Below are 22095 nucleotides of genomic sequence, written 5' to 3'. Positions count from 1 at the left end.
AATTCGGTCAGTCCTGCAGCGCCGGGGCGAGCAGCAGGAGAAAGAAACCGGCGGTGGCCATCGCCGTGCGGGCAAAATGGAGGTTCCACCATTCCGCCCGCGCCCGCGCCCAGTCGGCCGGGAGCAGGTCGGGGTTCCACGAGTCGGCGAGCCGGTTGAGCGCGTCGAGTCTCGTCACCGTGAGCACGATCACCGCGACGACGAGCACCACCGCGCCGGCGCTCAGCCAGAACCCCGGCCCGCCGCGCGAATAGGCCATGACGCACGTCGCCACCAGCAGCGCCAGGCACGACAGCAACAGCACCGGCATGGCCCGCCCGTAGTCGGCGTTCAACCCCTGCCAGTAACGGACGTAGTCGGGGCCCGGCAGCGAGCGCAGCGACGGGGCGAGCGCGGTGAACACCAGCCCCCCGGCGAACACCCCGAGCAGGGCCGTCGCCCCGGTCCGGACGGCTTCGAACATCGGCACCCCCATAATCGACTGGAAGCGCACCATTTCATTTGAATCGATTACAGTCAATACGTGGGTGACCGTCATGAACCAGAAGCGCCGGTACGTCAGCGGCGTCCGCCAGGAGAACGCGCGCGCCACCCGTGAGCGCATCGCCGCGGCGGCCCGGACCCTCATGCTCGAACGCGGCTACGCCGCCACGACCATGGCCGACGTCGCGCGGGCGGCGGGCGTGGTGGTGCAGACGCTCTACACGTCGAGCCCCGGCGGCAAGCCCGGCCTGGCCAGACTGGTCTGGGACGTCACCCTCGCCGGTGACGCCGAGCCCGTCCCCCAGAGCGAGCGCCCCCAGGTGCGGGCGATCATCGCCGAACCCGACCCGGTCAAGAAACTCGCCGCCTACGCCGCGATGGCCGTCGAGATCTACGAGCGGGTCGGCCCCGTCCACCGCGTCCTGCGCGCGGCGGCGGCCGGCGACGCCGGCGTGGCCGACCTGCTGGCCACCACCGAACGCCGGCGCCTGACCGGCAGCCACGGCCCGGCGGCCCACCTGAGGGAGGTCGGCGCGCTGCGCGACGGCCTGACCGTCGAGAAGGCGGCCGCCCACATCTACGCCCTGACCTCCTTGGAGGTGTTCGAGCACCTGAGGGAGATCGCCGGCTGGACTCCGGAGGAGTGCCGCGACTGGCTGGCCCGCGTGCTCCGCGACACCCTCCTGGCCTGACGCCTAGACTGCGGCCGTGATCACGACTCCCACCGTGCGGCTCGCACACGGCGCCGACATGCCGCGGCTCGGCCTGGGCACCTGGCCCATGAACGACGCGCAGGCCGAACGCGCCGTCGCCACCGCGATCGAGGCCGGTTACCGCCTCGTCGACACGGCCGAGGCCTACGGCAACGAGCTCGGCGTCGGCCGGGGCATCAAGGCCTCGGGCATCGCCCGCGAAGACCTGTTCGTCACCACCAAGTTCGACCGCCACTGGCACGGCCGCGACCTGGTCCCGCAGGGCTACCAGGCCAGTCTCGACCGCCTCGGGCTCGACTACGCCGACCTGCTGCTCATCCACTGGCCCAACCCGGGGCTCGACCGCTATGTCGCGGCCTACGAGGGCCTCGTCGACCTGCTGCAGGACGGCCGCCTCAAGGCGATCGGCACCTCGAACTTCAAGCCGGCCCACCTCGACCGCGTCATCGCCGAGACCGGCGTGGTGCCCGACGTCAACCAGATCCAGCTCAGCCCTGCGGTCACCCGGGACGAGGCCCGCGCCTACCATCAGGCCCACGGCATCGTGACGGAGTCGTGGTCGCCCCTGGGCGGGCAGGGCGCCGACGTCCTCGGTCAGCCCGTGATCGCCGCGATCGCCGAGGAGATCGGCCGGTCGCCGGCGCAGGTGATCCTCCGCTGGAACGTCGAACTCGGCCTGGTGGCCATTCCGAAGTCGTCGAACCCCGACCGCATGCGCGAGAACCTCGCCGTCTTCGACTTCGCCCTCACCCCGGAGCAGGTCGCCGCGATCAGCGCGCTCGACCAGGGGGAGTCGGCGGCCGTCGACTCCGACGCGTTCGGCCACTGACCGCGCGCGGCTATCCCGCCGCCGGGAGGGCCGCGGCGACGCAGTCGAGGACGCGCCGGAGCCCGTGCCGGAACTGCTCGTCGCGGCTGAGGTGGGGCTGGCGCGCCTCCATCACGATCTTGGTGAAGATCGGGTAGTCCCCGCTCTTCACCACGCGGTCGATGTGCGCGCGGCTGCGCGTCATCCACTCGGCCTCGCTCAGGCCGCTGCGGCGGAGTTCCTCGGCCGAGCCGATCTCCTCGCGGACGGCGCCCTCGACGTAGCCGTTCAGCAGGGCCACGAGGCTCAGGTTCTCGTCGATCGAGACGTAGGGGTCGAGCACGCCCATCAAGCGTTCGATCAGGAGCAACTGGTTGGGGCCGAAGCCCGGAAGTGACCGCTGCACGGCGGCGATCCACGGGTGCCGCCGCCACATGGCGCGCAGTTCGCCGGCGTAGCGGGTCAGGTCGGCGCGCCAGTCGCCCGAGGGCACGCCCGTGAGGTCGAGCTCGCCCATCAGCCGGTCGGCCATGAGCTCGACCAGGTTGTCGCGGCTCGGGACGTACCGGTAGAGGGACATCGCGCCGGCGCCGATCTCGGCGGCGATCCGCCGCATGGTGGCGGCCTCCAGCCCTTCGGCGTCGGCGATCCGGATCGCCGCCTCGGTGATCTGGGCGCGGCTGTAGACCGGCTTCGGCCCCCGCGCGGGGCGCTCGGGCAGCGTCCAGATGCTCACGCGTCCTCCTCGCTGATTGCGTACATCGTACTCGGTGACCTAGCCTGACCCGAAACCGCGTACAACGTACTCAGTGGAGGGGTCATGCCTGATCCGATCGTGGTCGCCGAAGGGCTGCGCAAGTCCTTCGGCGACGTCCAAGCGCTGCGGGGGCTCGATCTGAGCGTCCGGAAGGGGACGGTCTGCGGCGTGCTCGGGCCCAACGGAGCCGGGAAGACGACCGCGGTGCGCATCCTGGCGACCCTGTCGGTCCCCGACGCGGGGCACGCGCGCGTCGCCGGATACGACGTCGTCCGGCAGGCCGGAGAGGTGCGCGCCCGGATCGGGCTGGCGGGCCAGTACGCCGCCGTCGACGAGAAGCTCACCGGCCGGGGCAACCTGCGGATGTTCGGGCGGCTGTCCCATCTGCCGCGCCGCGAGGCGCACCGGCGGGCCGACGAGCTGCTCGACCGCTTCGGCCTCACGGACGCCGCCGACCGGCGGGTCGCCGGCTACTCCGGCGGCATGCGCCGCCGCCTCGACCTGATCGCCAGCCTCATCCTGCGTCCCGAGGTGCTGTTCCTGGACGAACCCACCACCGGCCTCGACCCGCGCAGCCGGGGCGAGATCTGGGACAGCGTCCGCGAACTGGTGGCCGACGGCGCGACGGTGCTGCTCACCACGCAGTACCTCGACGAGGCCGACCGGCTGGCCGACGACGTCGCGATCGTCGACCACGGACGGGTGATCGCCACCGGCACCCCCGACGAGCTGAAGGCGGCCATCGGCGACCGCCTCGACGTCGTCGTCGAGGACCCCGCCGACCTGGGCCCGGCGGCGGCCGTACTGACCGGCCTGGCCGGGGCCGAACCCACGGCGACCGCCGCCGACGCGCTCAGCGTCGCCCTTCCGGGCGGCTTCCGGCTGGCCGGCGTCGTGCGCGAACTCGACCGGGCCGGGGTCGCCGTGGCCGACGTGCGGCTGCGCCGGCCCACTCTCGACGAGGTGTTCCTGCGCCTCACCGAGGAGCCGGTCCGATGATCCGGAACCTGCGGTGGACGTTCGCCGACGGGCTGACCCTGGTCGGCCGCGAGCTGGGACGGCTGCGGCACGATCCCGGCGAGCTCGTCGCGGCGCTGATCTTCCCGGCCGTCATGGTGCTGCTGTTCGGGTACGTCTTCGGCAGCGCGATCCAGGTGCCGGGCGGCGGCGACTACCGCGAGTACCTCATGCCCGGCCTGTTCGCGATGGTGACCTTCTCGTCGGTGATGGGGGTCATGACGCGGACGGCCGCCGACGCCTCCCGAGGGGTGATGGACCGGTTCCGCTCCCTGCCGATGGCGCGCTCGGCGGTGCCGTTCGGGCAGACCGGCGCCGACCTGCTCGTCGGCCTGCTGATGCTGGTCGTCATGGTGGGCGCGGGCCTGCTGGTGGGCTGGCGGCCGCACCTCGGCCCGGTCGCGACGGCGCAGGCGTTCCTGCTGATGGTCGTGCTGCGGTACGCGCTGGCCTGGGTCGGCGTCTACATGGGCCTCGCGGTCGGGAACGAGCGGACCGTCGACGCGATGGTGCCGCTGTTCCTGCCGTTCACCATGCTGTCGAACGCGTTCGTCCCGACCGGCGGCATGCCGGGCTGGCTGCGCCTGCCGGCCGACTGGAACCCGGTGAGCGCGCTGACCGCCGCCGCGCGGGCGCTGTTCGGCAACCCGGGCGCCCCCTCCGGCGACGTGGCGTGGCCGCTCGCGCACCCGGTGGCCGCCGTCCTGCTCTGGTCGGCCGCGCTGCTGACGGTCTTCGCGCCGCTGTCGCTGCGCACCCACCGGCGCTGAGAGCGCTCTCGCCCTGACCTGCATCGGAGAGATTAACGTCTCGGTAATCGGTCAGAAACATTGACGAGCGGCGTTTCGGGCACTAGTTTCCGCGCAGAGAGCGCTCTCTGCGAGGAGCGGTCCGCCTAGACCTCACCCCCCAACGCACAACGCCAGGTCGTCCCCCACGGAGGAAGAATGGACCAGCCCATCGGGGCTCAGTCACCCGGCACCTCGCCGCCCGGCCGCCGCCCCGCGTCGCGGTCGCTCGTGGTCAGCGTCGTGCTGGCGATGATCGCGGCGACGCTCGCGTTCGTGGCCAGCACACCCGCCGCCCAGGCGGGCACGGTCGGCGCCGGATCGTACGCCGACACGCTGCCCGCCGGTCGCGCGCTCCCGTCCGGCTGCGGCTCACTGTCGACCAACCCGCGTCTCTACGTCACCGCCAACGCCCCGTCGGGCGCGGTCCCCACCAACGACTGGTGGTCGTCGCTGCTGTGGAAGCGGTTCGACTGCTCCTACAGCGAGCCGCTGCACGCGCACCCGATTTCCTACGACACCTTCTCCGGCGGCCTCGGCTTCTCCTACAACACCGTCGCCACCATCAGCGGCTCCGCCACCGGCGTGGGGGAGTTCCACTACCCGTACGTGCAGGACATCCTCGTCGGCGTCACCGGCCTCAACTCCCCGGACGCCAAGGTCGACGGCTGGACCGACTGGACGGTCTCCCCGTACTGGAGCGACGGCACGCGGACCCTTCGGGCCACCATCGGTCACGGCCTGCCGTTCGCCTACTTCACCAAGACCGGCGGCAACGCGCAGATCACCACCAGCGGCACCCCGACCGTGTGGTCGAACAGCGGCGGGACCATCGGGTTCACCGTCAACGGCAAGGACTACCTCGGCTTCGCCCCCAGCGGCTCGACCTGGACGGTCAGCGGCACCAGCATCTCCTCCACGCTGAACGGGCAGAACTACTTCTCGGTCGCGGTCCTGCCGACCACGCCCTCGACCCCGGCCGCCACCCGCACCAGCCTGGCGGGCACGTACGCGCAGTACGCCCACGCGCACGTCACCGGCACCCGGGTGTCCTACTCGTACAACCCCGGCAACTCCAACGTCAGCACCACGTACACCTTCACCACCACGGCCCGTGAGGGCAGCGCGAGCGGCACCGTCATCGCGCTCTACCCGCACCAGTGGAACTACCTGACCGGTTCCACTCCGCTGTCGCAGACCTACGTCTCGGCGCGTGGCCAGATGAAGGTCGTCACCGGTGGCTCCTTCAGCACCACGATGAAGTTCCAGGGCGTGCTGCCCGAGATCCCGGCGGTCGCCGACAACTCCGGCGGCGACCTGACCACCATCACCAACTACCTGAACGCGGAGCTGGGCGACCCCACGGCGGGCCTCGGCGACGACACCTACTGGACCGGCAAGGGCCTGGGCCGGGCGGCGCGCATCGCCGAGATCGCCGACCAGCTCAATCTGACCGCCGTCCGCGACTCGGCGCTCAACCGGATCAGGACCCGGCTCAACGACTGGTTCACCGCCACCCCGGGCAAGACCAGCCGGGTCTTCTACTACAACCAGCCCTGGGGCACCCTGCTCGGCTACCCGGCCTCCTACGGCTCGGACCAGGAGCTCAACGACCACCACTTCCACTACGGCTACTACATCGCCGCCGCGGCGACGCTGGCCAAGTTCGACCCGACCTGGGCGACCAACGCGCAGTACGGCGGCATGGTCGACCTGCTGATCCGGGACGCCAACAACTACGACCGCAACGACACCCGCTTCCCCTACCTGCGTGACTTCGACATCTACGCGGGTCACGACTGGGCGGCCGGGCACGGCGCGTTCGGCTCCGGCAACAACCAGGAGTCGTCGTCGGAGGGCATGAACTTCGCCAACGCCCTGATCCAGTGGGGCCAGGCGACCGGCAACACCGCCGTCCGCGACGCCGGCGTGTTCATCTACGCCACCCAGAGCGCGGCGATCCAGGAGTACTGGTTCGACGTGCGCAACCAGAACTTCCCGTCCAACTTCGGCCACAACACGGTCGGCATGGTCTGGGGCTCCGGCGGCGCCTACGCCACCTGGTTCAGCGCCGAGCCCGAGATGATCCAGGGCATCAACATGCTGCCGATCACCGGCGGCCACTTCTACCTCGGCGAGTGGCCGGCCAACGTGCTGGTCAACTACAACGAGCTGGTCACCAACAACGGCGGCCCGCCGACGGTCTGGCAGGACATCATCCAGGAGTTCCGGGCCCTGGCCGACGGACCGGCCGCGCTGGCGGCCTTCCAGGCCAACCCGAACTTCACCTCCGAGGAGGGCGAGAGCAAGGCGCACACCTTCCACTGGCTGCGCAACCTGGCCTCGCTGGGCACGGTCGACACCACGGTGACCGCCAACCACCCGCTGGCGAAGGTCTTCGTCAAGAACGGCGTCCGGACCTACGTCGCGTCCAACATCACCAACAGCTCGCTCACGGTGACCTTCTCCAACGGCACGACGCTGACCGCGCCGGCCGGCAAGACCGTCACCTCGGGCCTGTTCACCTGGAGCGGCGGCAACGCGTCCGGCGGCGGCACGTCGTCGCCCAGCCCGTCCCCCTCGCCGTCGCCGTCGCCGAGTCCGTGCGCGACCACGCTGCTGTCGCAGGGCCGCCCGGCCACCTCGTCGAGCGTCGAGGCCGCCTACACCGCCGGCCTGGCGGTCGACGGCAACGCGGCCACCCGCTGGGCCAGCGCGTTCAGCGACCCGCAGTGGATCCAGGTCGACCTCGGCTCGGTGCAGAACATCTCGTCGGTGCAGCTGACCTGGGAGGCCGCGTACGGGCGGTCGTACCAGATCCAGACCTCCACCAACGGGACGACCTGGGCCGACGTCTACAGCACCACCACAGGCGACGGCGGCACCGACAACCTGACGGTGTCGGGGTCGGGCCGCTACGTGCGGGTCTACGGCACGGCGCGCGGCACCGCGTGGGGCTACTCGCTGTGGGAGTTCAAGGTGTACGGCGGCAGCGGGGCGGCCTGCCCCAGCCCGTCGCCCAGCCCCTCGCCCAGCCCCTCGCCCGGCGGTCCTTTCTCCGCCAACCGCTACCCGCAGTCGAACGGCACCCTGCCGGGGACGACGGGTTCGGCCGGCACGGTCACGCTGGCCGCGGCCAACGGCAACCGTGACGGCACCCCGACCAACGCCGCCGTCTACAACGCGACCGGCCTGACCGCCACCTACGGCGGCGCGGCCACCACGTTCGACCTGTTCGTGGACGCCGGGACCAACGTCGGCAACGCCACCCAGGTGCGGGTCTCCTACGACCTGACCGGCAACGGCAGCTGGGACCGGGTGGAGACCTACACCTACTTCGCCACCGACCCGGTGGCCGGGTGGGAGCACTACACCCAGGCGGCCGGGGTGAAGACGGCCACCGGGTCGCTCGGCAACCTGGCGAACGGCTCGGTGCGGGTCGAGGTCTGGAGCGCGATCGGCTCCACCACGACCAACGTCGGGATCGGCAACCAGAGCGTCATCCGCCTGCCCTTCGCGTAACCGAAGAAGGCAGGACCGAGGGCCGCCTCTCCGGGGGGAGAGGCGGCCCTCGCGTCGTCAAGATCGGAATCTTTGCCTTCGGCATCGGGAAAGCGGACATATCGGTGGGAATCTCTGTTTTTGTCCGGAGAAACACCACATCGGGAGACCGCTGATGCTGAGTAAGGGCCGTTTGCCGCTGGTTGTCCCGCTGGGTGTGGGAGTCGTCATGCTCGGCGTGACCGCGCTGGGAGCGCTGAGGCCGGGACAGAGCGGCGCGCCGGCCGGCGCCGTGATCAAGAACCCCCAGGGCCAGACGGTCGGCTCACTCCAGATCGAGGACGCCGGGAACGGCAAGTCCAAGGTCACGGTGGCGGTGACGAGCCTGCCTGCGGGCTACCACGGCTTCCACGTCCACGCCAAGGGCGTCTGCGACCCGCAGTCGAAGGACCCGGCGACGGGCAGCCCCTTCTTCAGCGCGGGGGGCCACTTCGACCTCGGGACCCACGTGCACGACCACCACACCGGAGACCTGCCCAACCTGCTGGTCGGCGCCGACGGCACCGGCACCGCGTCGGCGGTGACCGACCGGTTCCAGGTGCCGCAGCTGTTCGACGACGACGGCAGCTCCATCATGATCCACGCGCTGGCCGACAACCACTCGAACATCCCCGACCGCTACCAGAACGAGACGGGCCAGAAGGGCCCCGACGCCGAGACCCTGAAGGCTGGCGACTCGGGCGGCCGCATCGCCTGCGGCGTGATCGCCAAGAGCTAGTCGGCGCGGCGGCGCTCGACGAAGACCACGTCGCGCCAGCGGCCGTGGTGCCGGCCGACGCGCTCGCGGACGCCCACCCGGCGGAACCCGGCCTTCTCGTGGACGCGCAGGCTCGCGGCGTTCTCGGGGAAGATCCCCGACTGGATGGTCCAGATCCCGGCGGCCTCGGTCGAGGCGATGAGGGCGTCCAGGAGCAGGGCTCCGACGCCGCGTCCCCGGTGGGCGGGGGAGACGTACAGGGAGTGCTCGACCACGCCCGCGTACACGCACCGGTCGGAGACGGACGAGGCGGCGATCCACCCGGCGACCTCTCCGGTCACCGGGTCGACGGCGACGTGCCGGTGGTCGGGGAGCCTGGCCTTGGTGAAGTCGTCCCAGGTGGGAGCGGTGGTCTCGAAACTGGCGTCGCCGGTGTCGAGCCCGGCCTGATAGACGGCCAGCACGGCGTCGGCGTCGCCGTCGCGCATGGCGCGGACGGCGAACCCGGGCCTGCGGGCGGGCAGGTCGAGCACGCAGTCGGAGATCACCGCGTCGACGGCATGGTCGGGGAGCGGATCGTCGTGGATCTCGTCGGTCATGCCGGTCTCCTCAGGAGATGGGGCGTCCCATGACCACGTCGGCGGCGGTCGGGAAGTAGTCGACGCAGGCCTCGTTGATCCGGTAGAAGCGCGAGACCCCGCGCCGGTCGGCCAGGACGAACCGCACGTCGGAGAGGATCTTCAGGTGCGCCGAGACGGTCGACTGGCCGACGTCGACGGCCTCGACGATCTCCTTCACCGACATCGGCCGTCCGGCACGGGCGAGCAGGGTCACGATCTGCACGCGGGTGGCGTCGGCCAGGGCGCGGAAACAGGCGGCGTACTTCTCGGCGGTGTCGCGGTCGAGCGGTCCATTCATCGTCAATCGACGATAGGCGATGAAAGCTCCTGGAGCAAGGTCAGGACCCGGCGCTCGATCTCGTCACGGATCGGGCGCACGTCGTCGACGCCCTTCCCGGCGGGGTCGGGGAGCTCCCAATCGAGGTAGCGCTTGCCCGGGTAGAACGGGCAGGCGTCGCCGCAGCCCATGGTGATCACCACGTCGGATGCCTGCACGGCCTCGTCGGTCAGCGGCTTGGGGAACGCCTTCGACAGGTCGAGCCCGATCTCGTCCATGACGGCGATGACGGCGGGATTGACGCTCGCGGCGGGCGCCGACCCGGCCGACCGCACCACGACGGAGCCTTTGGCGTGGTGGTCGAGCAGGGCGGCGGCCATCTGGGAGCGCCCGGCGTTGTGGACGCAGACGAACAGTACTTCGGGCACGGCGGCGGTCATACGGACTCCTTGGACGCGGGGTGAAGGACGAGGGCCAGGCCGGCGCCGGCGACCGCGCCGGCGAACTGGGCCGCGACGAACGGCGCGACGGAGCCGGGCGCGATCCCGGCGAAGGTGTCGCTGAAGACGCGCCCGACGGTCACGGCCGGGTTGGCGAAGGACGTGGACGAGGTGAACCAGTAGGCCGACCCGATGTAGGCCCCGACCGCCGGGGCGGCCAGATGGGCGCGGCCGGTGCGGACCAGGCTGAGGATCAGGGCGATGAGCCCGGCGGTGGCGACCGCCTCGGCCAGCCACAGCGAGGGGCCGGACCGGACGGTGGTGGAGACGGTGACGGCGGGCAGATCGAACATCAGGTTGGCCAGCACCGCCCCGCCGACCGCGCCCGTGGTCTGGGCCAGCGCGTACACCCCGAGGGTCACCGACGACAGGCCGGTCCCGTCGCGTCGGCCCAGCGCCCAGTCGACGAGGGAGACGACGGGGTTGAGGTGCGCGCCCGAGACCGGTCCGACCATCAGGATGATCACGGCCAGGCCGGCGGCGGTCGCGGCGGCGTTCTCGGCCAGTTGCAGGCCGACGTCGCCGGGGGACAGGCGGGCGGCGGCGATGCCCGACCCGACCACCACGGTGACGAGCAGGCCGGTCCCGGCGAACTCGGCCGTGGCGCGTCGGGCCAGGGGGCTCAACGCGCGCCCGTTTCCGCCGGAGCCGTGGTGAACAGGGCCGACAGCCGGTCGAGGGCCTGCGGGATCACCCACGAGTAGACCCATGTGCCCCGGCGCTCCGACTCGATCAGCCCCGCCTCGCGGAGGATCTTCAGGTGGTGGGAGATGGTCGGCTGGGACAGGTCGAACTCGGGGAGCAGGTCGCAGACGCAGGTGTCCTCGTCGCGGGCGGCGATGAGCGACAGCAGGCGCAGCCGGACGGGGTCGGCGACCGCTTTGAGGACCTTCGCCAGCTCGGCCGCGTCGTCCTTGCCGATGGGTTCGCGGGCCAGCGGAGCGCAGCATGAGGTCTGCTTCGACATGGGTCGATATTGACACTCATCGATGCATGTGCGCAAACTGGGCCTACTTCGACGTTCATCGATGCAGGGAGACAATCCCATGTCCCGACAAGGAGAACTGCTGCTCATGGAAAAGCCCTTTCGGTCGACCCGGAAGAGCTTTCACACGATGAGTCAGACGCAGATGGCGTAGACCTTGAGCTTGGCGCTCCTGTTGTGGTCGAGCGTGACACGAACCGCCCAGCCGGTGCTGTTGCCGTTCTGGGTCGGCTTGTTCATGGACACGTTCTTGACGAAGTCGGCGCCGTAGGTGATCTCGTAGCCGCCGCCGACGACCTTCTTGCCCGGGTCGCAGGCGGTCGGGACGATGTCCGAGCTGCTGTCGACCACGGTCTCGGCGCCGGTCTTCACGATCGGCGTGACGCTGCCGGGGGCGCCGTCCTTGCCGTCCTTGCCGTCGGTGCCGTTGGCGCCCTTCGGTCCGGTGGGACCCGCGGGGCCGGCCTCACCCTTGGGGCCCTGGGGGCCGGTCGCGCCCGTCTCGCCCTTCGGGCCCTGGGGGCCGGCGGGGCCGGTCTCGCCCTTCGCGCCCTGCGGTCCGGCGACGCCGGTCTGACCCTTGGGACCCTGTGGGCCGGTCTGACCCTTCGGGCCCTGGGGGCCGGTCGCGCCGGTCATGCCCTGGAGACCCGCCGGGCCCTGCGGGCCCTGGCCGCCCCAGGTGACCTTCGTCTCGGTCGCGCGGCACTTCGTGGTCGCGTTGACGATGCGCGCGTAACGGGTCTTCTTGTTGACACAGGCGTAGATGACGGTGTCGGCAGCCGAAGAGGCGGTCGCCATCCCCCCGACGGCGAAAATCGAACCCGCGAGCGCGCCGACGGTCAAAATCCCGACAGTGCGTCCGCCCGGCAACCTGATAGCCACTGAAATTCCTTCCATGAAAACCGCGTGTCCTCTGTTTCTGAAGAGGATCCTGTGGTTGACGGTCCACCGGCCCGCGCGGTTCACCGGTCGAATATCACAGCTCGATATCGACCTTTCTGTAGGTGTTCACTTACGAAAAACTCAGACGAATTGTCAGCCGCCCGATAAAGTATGCGACTGGACGTTCCATCCAGATTGGACATAGAGTCCAGCCATGGACGACGATCCCCGGGTGCGGACGTGGGCGCCGGTGTGCCAGGCCGTGGCGGCGCTGCTCGGCCCGTACGCCGAAGTGGTCCTGCACGATCCCGGCACCGACCGGATCATGGCCGTCTGGAACCCGATGAGCGCCCGCGGCCCGGGAGATCCGTCGCTGCTGGGGGAGCTGGACGCCCTGGACCCCTCGGCCCCCGACGTGTTCGGCCCCTACGAGAAGCTGCTCGCCGACGGCCGGCGCTTGTCGTCGGTCAGCGCGATCCTGCGCGACCCCGACGGCAGGGCGTCGGTCGTGCTGTGCGTCAACCTCGACCGCACCCCGCTGGAACAGGCCGCGGCCGTGCTGTCGGCCTTCGGCGCACCGACCGTCTCCCGGCCCGAGCCGCTGTTCGAGCACGACTGGAGCGAGCGCGTCCAGCACGTCGTCGGCTCTTATGTACGCGAGTGCGGCCGTCCGGTCGAGCGGCTGACCCGGGCCGACCGCCTCGCCGTCCTGGCCCGGCTCGACGAGGCCAAGGTGTTCGCCGTGCGCCGCGCCACCCCGGTCGTCGCGGGCGCGCTGCGGGTCTCCCGATCGACCCTTTACGGCCTGCTGGCCGAACTCAGAGCACCGAACGCGAAGGACCACGCACGATGACCCGGCTGCCCGACTTCCGCCTTGAAACGTACTTCTCCCGGTGGGAGTTCACCGCACGTCACCACCTGACCGCCTCCGACGCCCAGAGCATGTCGCTCGGCGACCTGCTGGCGCTGGCCGACGACGACGACCGGGCCGCGTTCGAGAACCTGTCTCTCGGCTACACCACCACCTACGGCGACCCAGCCCTGCGTGAGGCCGTCGCCCAGACCTACGACAAGGTGGACGCCGCCGACGTCCTGTGCTTCGCGGGCGCCGAAGAAGCCCTCTACCTGGCGATGAACGTATTGCTCGACGCCGGCGACCACGCGGTCGTGGTGACCCCGAACTACCAGGCGGCCGAGACCGTCCCGCTCGCGCTGTGCGAGGTCACCGGCGTCGCCCTCGACCCCGGCGACGACTGGGCCCTGGACCTCGACCAGATCAGGGCGGCGATCCGGCCGAACACCCGGGTCGTGTCGGTGAACTTCCCCAACAACCCCACCGGCAAGGTCGTCGACGCCGCCGACTTCGCCGAACTGGCCCGGATCTGCGACGAGCACGGCGTCCACCTGTTCAGCGACGAGGTCTACCGGGGCCTCGAACGCGATCCCGCCCGCACCCTGCCGCAGGCCGCCGACCTGTCAGAACGGGCCCTGTCGCTGAACGTGACCTCGAAGGCGCTGGGCCTGCCCGGCCTGCGGATCGGCTGGCTCGCCTGCCGCGACCGCGCCCTGCTCGCCCGGCTGGAGCGGGCCAAGCACTACACGACCATCTGCAACTCCGCCCCGAGCGAGGTGCTGGCGAGGATCGCGCTCAAGGCCCGCACCCCGATCCTGGCCCGCAACCGCGCCCTGATCGCCCGCAACGTGCCGGTCTTCGACGCGTTCTTCGCGGAGTTCCCCGATCTCTTCGAATGGCGCGCACCCGACGGCGGCTGCGTCGCCTACCCCCGCTACCTGGGCCCCGACGGCGTCGAGGAGTTCTGCACCCGCCTCGTGGACGAGGCCGGCGTCCTGCTGCTGCCCGCGAGCATCTACCGATCGGAGCTCACCCCCACCCCCGCCGACCGCTTCCGCATCGGCGTCGGCCGCGCCGCCCCCGAAGAGGGCCTCGCGGCCTTCCGGACCTGGCTCAGGCGAGAGAGGTGACCAGGTAAGACGATCCATGTGCGTCACAGCTGATTCCATGTCTGTACGTCTACGCTGTGAGACATGGACCCCTTGGCCGACCTCCTCGACGGCGTACGCGCCCGCAGCGCGGCCTTCTGCCAGGCGATCCTGCAGCCGCCGTGGGCGCTGCGCATCGCCGACGAGGCCCGGCTCGCCCTGGCCACCACGCTGCGCGGGCACGCGTGGATCGTCCCCGACGACGGGGAACCGGTGCTGCTGCGCACCGGCGACGTGGCCATCGTGAAAGGCCCGAACCACTACACCGTCGGCGACGACCCGGCCACCCCGCCCGACATCGTCGTCAACCCGGGCAACCGGCTGACCACCCTCGACGGCACCGACGTCACCGACCAGCTGCGCCTCGGTCCGCGTACGAGCGGACGCTCCGCCGAAGGATCGGCGGTCGTGGCCAGCGGCACCTACCAGGTCAGCGGCGAGGTCAGCGACCGGCTGCTGAACGCGCTGCCGGACATCGTGCTGGTGCCGAGGTCGAGCACGCCCTCGCCGGTCATGGAACTGCTGGCCCACGAGGTCGACAACGAAGGGCCCGGACAGGGGGTCGTCCTCGACCGGCTCCTGGACCTGGCGCTGATCGCGACCCTGCGCGCCTGGTTCGCCCGCCCCGAGGCGCGGGCCCCCGGCTGGTACGCCGCCCAGAGCGACCCGCTGATCGGCCCGGCGCTGCGGCTGATCCACGACGACCCCGCCCATCCGTGGACGGTGGCGTCCATGGCCGAGAAGGTGGGCGCCTCACGGGCCGCTTTCGCCCGCCGGTTCGCCGGCCTGGTGGGGGAGCCGCCGCTGACGTACCTGACCGGCTGGCGGATCGCCCTCGCGGCCGACCTGCTGCGGTCGTCCGACACGACGATCGACTCGGTGGCCCGCCGGGTCGGGTACGCGAACGCGTTCGCGTTGAGCGTGGCGTTCAAACGGGTCCGCGGCGTGTCTCCCAGCAGCCACCGTGCCGGCGGGTGACACGGGCAGATGGCCGGGGGGACCGCCCGCTCCGCGCCCGCCGGTCAGCTGATCGGTGACTCAGCGACGGCGAGGCGGGGCCGGAGGGGCGGTGCTGGCGCGTACTTCCAGCCGGGTGGCCAGCTCCACCCGGTCCTCGGCCGGCGCCGCGCCGGAGGCCAGGGTCAGCACCATCTGGGCGGCGGCGGTGCCCATCTTCTTCAACGGCTGGTGGACGGTGGTCATCGGAGGGTCGGCCCACTGCGCCAGCGGCAGATCGTCGAACCCCACGACGCTCACGTCCTCCGGTACGCGCAGCCCCGCCCGATGGGCCGCCTGATAGACCCCCAGCGCCTGCAGGTCGTTGGCGGCGAAGACGGCCGTCGGCGGATCAGGCGACTCCAGCAGCGCCGCGCCCTGAATCCGGCCGCCCTCCACGTAGAGCGGGGCGGTGCGGACCAGGCCGGGATCGGCGGGAACACCGGCCGTGTCGAGGGCCGCGCGGTATCCGTCCAGGCGAGCCCGGCAGCACATCAGCGTGTCGGGGCCGTTGACCATGGCGATCCGGCGGTGTCCCAGCTCCAGCAGGTGCCGGGTGGCCGACAGGCCGCCGTTCCAGTTCGTCGCCCCCACTGACGGAACGCCGTGCTCGGGCTCGCCGCGCGGGTCCAGGGCGATCAGCGGGATGTTACGGCTGGCCAGGCGCTCGTGGTGGCGTTCGGCGATGTCGGCCGAGACCGCGATGACCCCAAGCGGGCGGCGGGCGAGCACCTGGTCGATCCAGCTCGCGTGCGGGGAGCGCCGTCCGCGCATGTCGGTCAGCCCCAGAACCATCCCGTACGCCTGGGTGACCTCGTCCATGCCCCGGATCAGTTCCAGCGCCCACAGGCTGTCCAAGGACTCGAAGACGACCTCGACGACCGCGCTTGATTCGCCGGTGTCCGGTCGGCGCCGCCAGCCGTGCTCCTTGACCAGGTCCTCGATCCGGCGGCGGGTGCTGCTGGACACCCCCGGATGACCGTTGATCACCTTGGAGACGGTCGGGGCGGACACGCCGGCCAGCTTGGCGATGTGCGCGAGCGTGACCTCCTGGCGGGGACGAGGCGCCGGATGCGGGTCGCGGGGGATGGCGGTCACGCTGTGATTCTAAGGATCGTCAGGAAAATGTCGTGAAATTTACAGAATCATTCGCCGCAGAAATCGCCGTGAGCTGCACGAAATGCTTTCCCTCGTCCTGGTAACTGTCTTCTTCCGGCCCGGCGGTCGCAAGATGCGAAGCCCATGGGTTGAGAGGACTCCACGTGAACACCTCAGGCCGGATGCGGCTTTCGGCGGCGGCACTGGCCGTCGCCCTGGCCGCGGCATCGATCACCGCGATCGTCACCACCGACACCGCCAACGCGCTCGTCCGCCCGGCGCTCGGCCAGAACATCAAGGTCAACCAGGTCGCCTACGCGCCCGGCGTCGCGAAACAGGCGACCGTGATCAGCAACTCAAGCTCGCCGCTGGCCTGGAGCCTGCTGAACAGCTCCGACCAGGTGGTGGCCACCGGCAGCACCACCGTCTTCGGCTCGGACTCGCCCTCGGGAGACTCCGTCCACAAAATCGACTTCTCCTCGTACACGGGGACCGGCACCGATTTCGTGCTCACCGTGAACAACGAGTCCAGCCACCCCTTCGACATCGGTACGGCCGCCTGGAAGAAGCTGCCCTACGACGCGCTGGCCTTCTTCTACCACCAGCGCAGCGGCATCGCGATCACCTCCCAGTACGCCGGCGGCAGCCAGTACGCCCGCGCCGCCGGCCACCTGAACGTCGCCCCCAACCAGGGCGACGCCAACGTGCCGTGCCGCAACGACTGCGGCTACCGGCTGGACGTGCGCGGCGGCTGGTACGACGCCGGCGACCACGGCAAGTACGTCGTCAACGGCGGCATGTCGGCCTGGCAGCTGGTCAACGCCTACGAGCGGGCCAGGAACATCCCCGGCGCCGACCCCTCGGCCTTCGGCGACGCCACCATGTCCATCCCCGAACGCGGCAACGGGGTCCCCGACATCCTCGACGAGGCCCGCTGGGAGATCGACTTCCTGCTGAAGATGCAGGTCCCCGACGGTCGGCCGCTGGCCGGCATGGCCCACCACAAGATGCACGACGCGAACTGGACCGGACTGCCCCTGCTGCCCGCCCAGGACCCGCAGCCCCGCGTGCTGTCGGCCCCCTCCACCGCGGCCACCCTGAACCTGGCGGCGGCCGCCGCCCAGTGCGCCCGGGTGTGGGCCTCCATCGACTCCGCCTTCTCCGCCCGCTGCCTGACCGCAGCCGAGAAGGCCTACACCGCCGCCAAGGCCAACCCGTCGAGGATCGCCCCCTCCTCCGACGACGTCGGCGGCGGCTCGTACGTCGACGGCAAGGTGACCGACGAGTTCTACTGGGCCGCCGCCGAGCTGTACACCACGACCGGCAAGCAGTCCTATCGCAACGACCTGACCTCCTCCTCGCTGTACTACGGGCGCAGCTTCACCAACGAGGGCGCCCAGTGGTCGGAGGTCGGCAGCCTGGGTGACATCACCCTGGCGCTGGTGCCCAACGGGCTGACCTCCTCCATCGGCTCGCAACTGCGCGCCTCCTTCGTCTCGGCGGCCGACGGCCTGCTGAACGTGATGCGCGGCCAGGGTTACCCGGTGCCCTTCCAGCCCAACGGAGGCGGCTACATCTGGGGGTCCAACAACCTGATCCTCAACAACGCGGTCCTGCTGGCCCTGGCCCACGACTTCACCGGCGCGGAGCGGTTCCGCACCGGCGTGTTCGAGACGATGGCGTACGAGTTCGGCCGCAACCCGATGGGCTACTCCTACGTCACCGGCTACGGCGACAAGCCCTCCCGCAACGTGCACCACCGTTTCTGGGCCAACCAGATCGACGGCTCGCTGCCGATCGCACCTCCCGGCTCCCTGGCCGGCGGTCCCAACAGCGGACTGCAGGACCCCGTCGCCCAGCAGCGCCTCAGCGGCTGCCGGCCGCAGAAGTGCTACCTGGACGACATCGACGCCTGGTCGGTGAACGAGGTCGCCATCAACTGGAACGCCGTCCTGGCCTGGATGGGCGCCTGGACCGCGGAGAAGGCCGGCACCAACGGCCCCAGCCCGTCACCGAGCCCCAGCCCCTCCCCGAGCCCGAGTCCTTCCCCGAGCCCCAGCCCGTCTCCGAGCCCCAGCCCGTCTCCGTCGCCCAGCCCCTCACCGAGTCCGAGCCCGTCGCCGTCTCCCAGCGGTGGGAGGGCCTGCGCCGCGACCTACACCGTCGTCAACCAGTGGCCCACGGGCTTCGGCGCCTCCGTCGAGGTGCGGAACACCGGCACCACCGCGCTGACCGGCTGGACCGTCGCCTGGACCTTCCCCAGCGGCCAGACCATCACGCAGCTGTGGGGCGGCGCGCACACCACCAGCGGTTCGGCCGTCACCGTGACGAACCTGTCCTGGAACGGCTCGCTGACGCCCGGCGGCACGACGTCCTTCGGCTTCAACGGCGGCTGGAACGGCGCCAACACGACCCCCACCGCAGTGACCTGCACCGCTCGGTAGGGAACGCACCGGCGCCCTCCCCGTTCCGCGACGCCTCGCCTCATGCCTCGGGCGGCACGAACAGTGCCGCCCGAGCCACCACCAGACCCCCGCGGAGCCGACGCGATCAGTCGATGCCGTGCGCCTGATCGTCCTCGCTCAGCCGCTCAAGGTTGTGCATGATCGCGGCGGCCTCCCTGCCCCACGTCTTCTCGGGGTCCTCGCCGCAGGCGGTCGCCAACGCCTCCACCAGATGCCGGATGACCAGCGTCGAGGCGACGAACAGGGCCGGCGGCCCCATCCCCAGCGTCGGCCCGGCGATGTCCCGCGTCACGAGCTCGAGGTCCCCGGAAAGCCGCTTCAGGTCCTCAGGCGTCTTGATCTGCACCTCCAAACTGATCACGCTCAACACGGCAGGCACCTTCTCGGCCACCAGGCCATCGAATCGCCGTCCTTCCTCGGGAGTGAAACCCCTCCAGCCGCTCATCACGGCCGGGTGCCCCCATCACCGCAGTTCACGCCCGACTCGGCTGCCGAGATCAGTTCGATACGTCCTGCGGGGTCAGTGCTGTGCGGCGAACATGTCCTCGATCTCCTGGAGCACGAGGTCGGGACGTTCCGCCGGCACATCGTGGGAGGTGCCCTCGGCGGTGACGAGCTTTCGATTGGGCGCCGCCTGGACGAACGAAGCGGCGGCGTCACGCCAGCGCCGGGCGTCCACGGGAGAGCCATCGAACGGAGTCTTCTCCGAGACGATGACCGTCACCGGCACCGAGCCCGGCCACGTCACCTCGTGGAACGCCCGGTGCGCCGCGGCGAACCCCTCGGCGGTGGCGATGAGCTGGCGGTTCTCCGGTTTCGCCGGGTCTTTCTTCGCCGCGTCCACCGCCGGCCGGCCCGCGGCCACGAGACGGGGGATCTGCTCGTCGGTGAAGAACTGCGGGAGGTTGGCGTCGACCAGGACCGCACCGGAGAGCATCTCCGGATTGTCCTGGGCAAGGTGGTTCGCGATCTCGCCACCCTGGGAGTGGGACACCAGGATCACGTCCTTGGTGACGCCCAACTGCTTGAGTCCCGCCTTGAGGTCGCCGACCGCGCTCTCGACCTTCCACGGCCCGGGCACCACGTCGCTCTTGCCGAGACCGGCCCGGTCGTAGGTGATGACGGTGGCCCTGGTGGCTGCGTGAAGTCGGGGAACGATGTCCTTCCACTGCGAGGACGACTCGCCGCCGCCCGAATCCAGGACGATGGTGGAGCTGTCGCCCCGCATGACGTAGAAGGCCAGCCGGTGACCGTCATTCTCGATCATGTGCAGCTCCGCTCCAGCGTTCTCGGCCGAGGCGGCTGGGGTGGCGGCCGGAGGCGCGGAAGGGGAGTCCTGGCCGCTGCAGGCCGTGACGGCGCAGACGGCCAGCAGGGCGAGAACCGGCAGAGCGCGGGGGACGGACCGGCGGCTGGGCGTGGTGGGGGACATGACTGATCCTCTGGGGACGGGTGCTGTGGGGATGGCGTCACCCATCATTCGGTGGTCCGGTTGATCACAGAATGCGGCGAGCAGGCGTATCGGCACTGCGGCTGAGGCTCCCGTACGCGGTAGGGACAGCCCCCGCAAAGCGCGCATCTCCGTCAGAACGCAGCCCCGGCGGCCCGCCTCGCCAGGCGAAGCGGTCGGCGATCGGAAGATGACCGTCGACACCACGCTCCACGATCAGGGCAAGGTCGAGGGGGTCAGGTCAAGATCGACTACACCGAGCCGACCTCGATCTCCCTCGCGCCGGGCGGCTGACCCTCGACGAGCTGCACCCCCTGGTGCGGCAGGCGGTCCTTCCCGCCCTCCCGCCGGCTGGGCGCCGGACCGCGCGGGCCCGAGCACCCCGCTGCACCACGCGGTCGCGATCGGGCCGCCCGCGCTGGTCCGTGCCCTGCGTGCGGCCGGGGCACGCGTCGACGTGGCCGACGCGCAGGGCCGGTCCCCGGCCGATCTGATCCACGTGCACCGGCGCACGGACCTACCCGGACAGCTCTAGACGCCCGTACGCGACCACTGCTGGTTGGCGCCGGTGTTGCACGTGTACTGCTTGAGGATCACGCCGTCCGCGGTCGAAGCGGCCGGCACGTCCACGCACTTGCCGCTGTGCCGCGCCCGGAGCTGGAAGTAACCGCCGTTGGTGACCATCTGGAACTGCTGGTTGGCGCCGGTGCCGCAGGTGTACTGGACGAGCTCGGCGCCGTCGGCGGTCGAGGCGCTCACCACGTCGAGGCACTTCCCGCTGTGACGGCTGACGATGCGCCAGTAGCCGCTGCCGGCGTCCTGGAACTGCCACTGCTGCCACGCGTTGCCGCCGTAGGTGTACTGGCCGACCCGCGCGCCGTTGCTGGTGTTCGGCTGCCGGACTTCCATGGCCTTGCCGCTGTGGCGCGCGTCGATCCGATATGCCGAGGGAGAGGGGGAGTCGTTGACGGCGTCGCCCCAGGCGTACCGGACCCGGTTGGCGCCGTAGCCGTTGCGGGTGGACAGGTTGAGGTTGGTGCCGCTGCCGCCGAGGGCGAACATCGAGTAGTGGTCGTAGCCGAGGCCCGCCGTCACCTTGCCGCCGAGGGCGGGCCAGTAGGTGCCGCCCATCTGGTTGTCCCGCATGACCTGGGCCATGGCGCGGAGGTAGCGCACGAAGTTGTCGGTGCTGTTCGGGTCGCCGTAGTTGAGGCCGGTGGCCATCGGCGCGCCGAACTCGGTCGCGACCGCGCGGGAGGCGCAGTTGCCCAGACGCGTCTGGATGTGGCTCCGGAATTCGTCGTAGGTCATCGCGCCGTAGAAGAAGGTGTAGTAGTGGAAGGACAGCAGCGTCGAGTTGAAGCGGCTGTCGTTGCAGATGTCCCGCAGGTCCTGGCTGAAGCCGGTGCCGCCGATGAGCACCCGGCCGGGCACCGCCGACGTGTGGTAGCTGAGCCAGTTGGCCGCGACGTTGCGCCACTCCGCCGAGCTGTAGCCGTGCGGTTCGTTCATCGGCTCGAAGTAGACGTTGCCGTTCGAGCCGTACGTGCTGGTCACGCTGGACCACATCGTGTTCCACGCGGCGAGGTTGGTGATCCGGCCGCCGGAGGCGGCGCCGTCCTCCCAGTAGGCCAGGATGACCTTGAATCCCCGCTCGGTGGCGGCGTCGATGGCGCCGCGGTAGGAGTTCCACCAGTTCGTGTTGGCCACGGTGTGCGTGTTGATGGGCAGCCGGACGGTGTTGACGCCCATGAGGTATTCCATGCTGTCGTAGATCGCGTTGGCCTTGGCGCGAACCGTCGCATTGCTGTCGGACTGACTCAGGCCCTGCACGACGAGTGTGCCGGTGGTGAAGTTGTCACCCAGCACGGCCCAGTTCATGCCCCGGAAGTGGCTGGTGGCGGCATGGGCCGATGGCGCGGAGACGACGAGGCTCACCGCTGCGGTGAGCACGGTCACCACGGCGGCGACCAGTAACCGGCGCAACGATGGTC

Annotated in this window: 22 protein-coding genes; 10 read left to right on the top strand and 12 right to left on the bottom strand. The window is 70.6% G+C overall.

Annotated elements, in window-relative coordinates; genetic code table 11:
* Positions 1 to 7 precede the first annotated feature (7 nt).
* Positions 8 to 463 (bottom strand): anthrone oxygenase family protein, encoded by a 456-nt coding sequence (locus FDA94_RS02460; protein ID WP_246059470.1) that lies wholly within the window; start codon positions 461 to 463, stop codon positions 8 to 10.
* A gap of 73 nt (positions 464 to 536) precedes the next feature.
* Between FDA94_RS02460 and FDA94_RS02455 the strand changes: the two genes are divergently transcribed.
* Together FDA94_RS02455 and FDA94_RS02450 are read left to right on the top strand one after the other, a co-directional pair.
* The gene (locus FDA94_RS02455) at positions 537 to 1175 is read left to right on the top strand and encodes a TetR/AcrR family transcriptional regulator (protein ID WP_137245342.1); all 639 of its coding nucleotides are present in this window, start codon (positions 537 to 539) and stop codon (positions 1173 to 1175) included.
* A 16-nt stretch (positions 1176 to 1191) separates the two neighbouring features.
* Complete coding sequence (locus tag FDA94_RS02450; protein ID WP_246059468.1) at positions 1192 to 2025, top strand: aldo/keto reductase; 834 nt, start codon at positions 1192 to 1194, stop codon at positions 2023 to 2025.
* 10 nt (positions 2026 to 2035) lie between these two features.
* Here the strand turns inward: FDA94_RS02450 and FDA94_RS02445 are convergent, their stop codons facing one another.
* Positions 2036 to 2740, bottom strand: coding sequence for a TetR/AcrR family transcriptional regulator (locus FDA94_RS02445; protein WP_137245341.1), 705 nt, complete (start codon positions 2738 to 2740; stop codon positions 2036 to 2038).
* Positions 2741 to 2824: 84 nt separating this feature from the next.
* On the opposite strand from FDA94_RS02445, the gene FDA94_RS02440 reads away from it, so the two are divergent.
* From FDA94_RS02440 to FDA94_RS02425, 4 genes are all read left to right on the top strand, one after another.
* Positions 2825 to 3760: an ATP-binding cassette domain-containing protein gene (locus FDA94_RS02440; protein WP_137245340.1), complete on the top strand. Its 936-nt coding sequence runs from the start codon at positions 2825 to 2827 to the stop codon at positions 3758 to 3760.
* Entirely contained in the window at positions 3757 to 4548 is a 792-nt protein-coding gene (locus FDA94_RS02435; protein ID WP_137245339.1) for an ABC transporter permease, read from the top strand. Before FDA94_RS02440 ends, FDA94_RS02435 begins: the two co-directional genes overlap by 4 nt.
* Positions 4549 to 4725: 177 nt before the next feature.
* Positions 4726 to 8088 (top strand): glycosyl hydrolase, encoded by a 3363-nt coding sequence (locus FDA94_RS40285; protein WP_137245338.1) that lies wholly within the window; start codon positions 4726 to 4728, stop codon positions 8086 to 8088.
* 208 nt (positions 8089 to 8296) lie between these two features.
* On the top strand, positions 8297 to 8845 hold the full coding sequence (locus FDA94_RS02425) for a superoxide dismutase family protein (protein WP_170990746.1): 549 nt from the start codon (positions 8297 to 8299) through the stop codon (positions 8843 to 8845).
* Here the strand turns inward: FDA94_RS02425 and FDA94_RS02420 are convergent.
* The 6 genes from FDA94_RS02420 to FDA94_RS40985 all read right to left on the bottom strand — a co-directional run bounded on the left by FDA94_RS02420 (position 8842) and on the right by FDA94_RS40985 (position 12007).
* A complete protein-coding gene (locus FDA94_RS02420) occupies positions 8842 to 9423 on the bottom strand; it encodes a GNAT family N-acetyltransferase (protein WP_212735133.1) in 582 nt (193 codons plus the stop codon). The genes FDA94_RS02425 and FDA94_RS02420 overlap by 4 nt on opposite strands.
* A 10-nt stretch (positions 9424 to 9433) precedes the next feature.
* Positions 9434 to 9742 carry an ArsR/SmtB family transcription factor gene (locus FDA94_RS02415; RefSeq protein ID WP_137245336.1) on the bottom strand — a complete coding sequence of 103 codons (309 nt, stop codon included), beginning with the start codon at positions 9740 to 9742 and terminating at the stop codon, positions 9434 to 9436.
* A 2-nt stretch (positions 9743 to 9744) separates the two neighbouring features.
* A complete protein-coding gene (locus FDA94_RS02410) occupies positions 9745 to 10161 on the bottom strand; it encodes an arsenate reductase ArsC (protein ID WP_137245335.1) in 417 nt (138 codons plus the stop codon).
* Positions 10158 to 10847, bottom strand: a complete 690-nt coding sequence (locus FDA94_RS02405) for an aquaporin (RefSeq protein ID WP_212735132.1) — start codon at positions 10845 to 10847, stop codon at positions 10158 to 10160. The genes FDA94_RS02410 and FDA94_RS02405 overlap by 4 nt, the downstream gene beginning before the upstream one ends.
* The gene (locus FDA94_RS02400) at positions 10844 to 11188 is read right to left on the bottom strand and encodes an ArsR/SmtB family transcription factor (protein ID WP_137245333.1); all 345 of its coding nucleotides are present in this window, start codon (positions 11186 to 11188) and stop codon (positions 10844 to 10846) included. The genes FDA94_RS02405 and FDA94_RS02400 overlap by 4 nt, the downstream gene beginning before the upstream one ends.
* 153 nt (positions 11189 to 11341) lie before the next feature.
* A complete protein-coding gene (locus tag FDA94_RS40985; RefSeq protein WP_281286519.1) occupies positions 11342 to 12007 on the bottom strand; it encodes a collagen-like domain-containing protein in 666 nt (221 codons plus the stop codon).
* Positions 12008 to 12305: 298 nt separating this feature from the next.
* Here FDA94_RS40985 and FDA94_RS02390 point away from each other — a divergent pair, with 298 nt between their 5' ends.
* The 3 genes from FDA94_RS02390 (at position 12306) to FDA94_RS02380 (ending at position 15070) form a co-directional block, all read left to right on the top strand.
* Positions 12306 to 12944, top strand: coding sequence for a helix-turn-helix transcriptional regulator (locus FDA94_RS02390; protein WP_137245331.1), 639 nt, complete (start codon positions 12306 to 12308; stop codon positions 12942 to 12944).
* Positions 12941 to 14074 carry an aminotransferase class I/II-fold pyridoxal phosphate-dependent enzyme gene (locus FDA94_RS02385; RefSeq protein ID WP_137245330.1) on the top strand — a complete coding sequence of 378 codons (1134 nt, stop codon included), beginning with the start codon at positions 12941 to 12943 and terminating at the stop codon, positions 14072 to 14074. The genes FDA94_RS02390 and FDA94_RS02385 overlap by 4 nt, the downstream gene beginning before the upstream one ends.
* Positions 14075 to 14137: 63 nt before the next feature.
* On the top strand, positions 14138 to 15070 hold the full coding sequence (locus FDA94_RS02380; RefSeq protein WP_137245329.1) for an AraC family transcriptional regulator: 933 nt from the start codon (positions 14138 to 14140) through the stop codon (positions 15068 to 15070).
* Between the two features lie 60 nt (positions 15071 to 15130).
* Here FDA94_RS02380 and FDA94_RS02375 read toward each other — a convergent pair whose 3' ends face one another.
* Entirely contained in the window at positions 15131 to 16186 is a 1056-nt protein-coding gene (locus FDA94_RS02375) for a LacI family DNA-binding transcriptional regulator (protein ID WP_137245328.1), read from the bottom strand.
* A gap of 164 nt (positions 16187 to 16350) precedes the next feature.
* On the opposite strand from FDA94_RS02375, the gene FDA94_RS02370 reads away from it, so the two are divergent.
* Positions 16351 to 18630, top strand: coding sequence for a glycoside hydrolase family 9 protein (locus FDA94_RS02370; RefSeq protein ID WP_212735131.1), 2280 nt, complete (start codon positions 16351 to 16353; stop codon positions 18628 to 18630).
* Positions 18631 to 18736: 106 nt separating this feature from the next.
* Here FDA94_RS02370 and FDA94_RS02365 read toward each other — a convergent pair whose 3' ends face one another.
* The 3 genes from FDA94_RS02365 to FDA94_RS02355 all read right to left on the bottom strand — a co-directional run bounded on the left by FDA94_RS02365 (position 18737) and on the right by FDA94_RS02355 (position 22087).
* The gene (locus tag FDA94_RS02365; protein WP_137245327.1) at positions 18737 to 19042 is read right to left on the bottom strand and encodes a hypothetical protein; all 306 of its coding nucleotides are present in this window, start codon (positions 19040 to 19042) and stop codon (positions 18737 to 18739) included.
* A gap of 129 nt (positions 19043 to 19171) precedes the next feature.
* Positions 19172 to 20083: an alpha/beta fold hydrolase gene (locus FDA94_RS02360; protein WP_137245326.1), complete on the bottom strand. Its 912-nt coding sequence runs from the start codon at positions 20081 to 20083 to the stop codon at positions 19172 to 19174.
* A gap of 549 nt (positions 20084 to 20632) precedes the next feature.
* On the bottom strand, positions 20633 to 22087 hold the full coding sequence (locus FDA94_RS02355) for an RICIN domain-containing protein (protein WP_212735130.1): 1455 nt from the start codon (positions 22085 to 22087) through the stop codon (positions 20633 to 20635).
* Positions 22088 to 22095: the final 8 nt, after the last annotated feature.

Source organism: Herbidospora galbida, from assembly GCF_005233835.1.
GTDB classification, from domain to species: domain Bacteria; phylum Actinomycetota; class Actinomycetes; order Streptosporangiales; family Streptosporangiaceae; genus Herbidospora; species Herbidospora galbida.
Note: the sequence above shows the minus strand (reverse complement) of the source record. Positions and strands in the feature narration are given on the sequence as shown.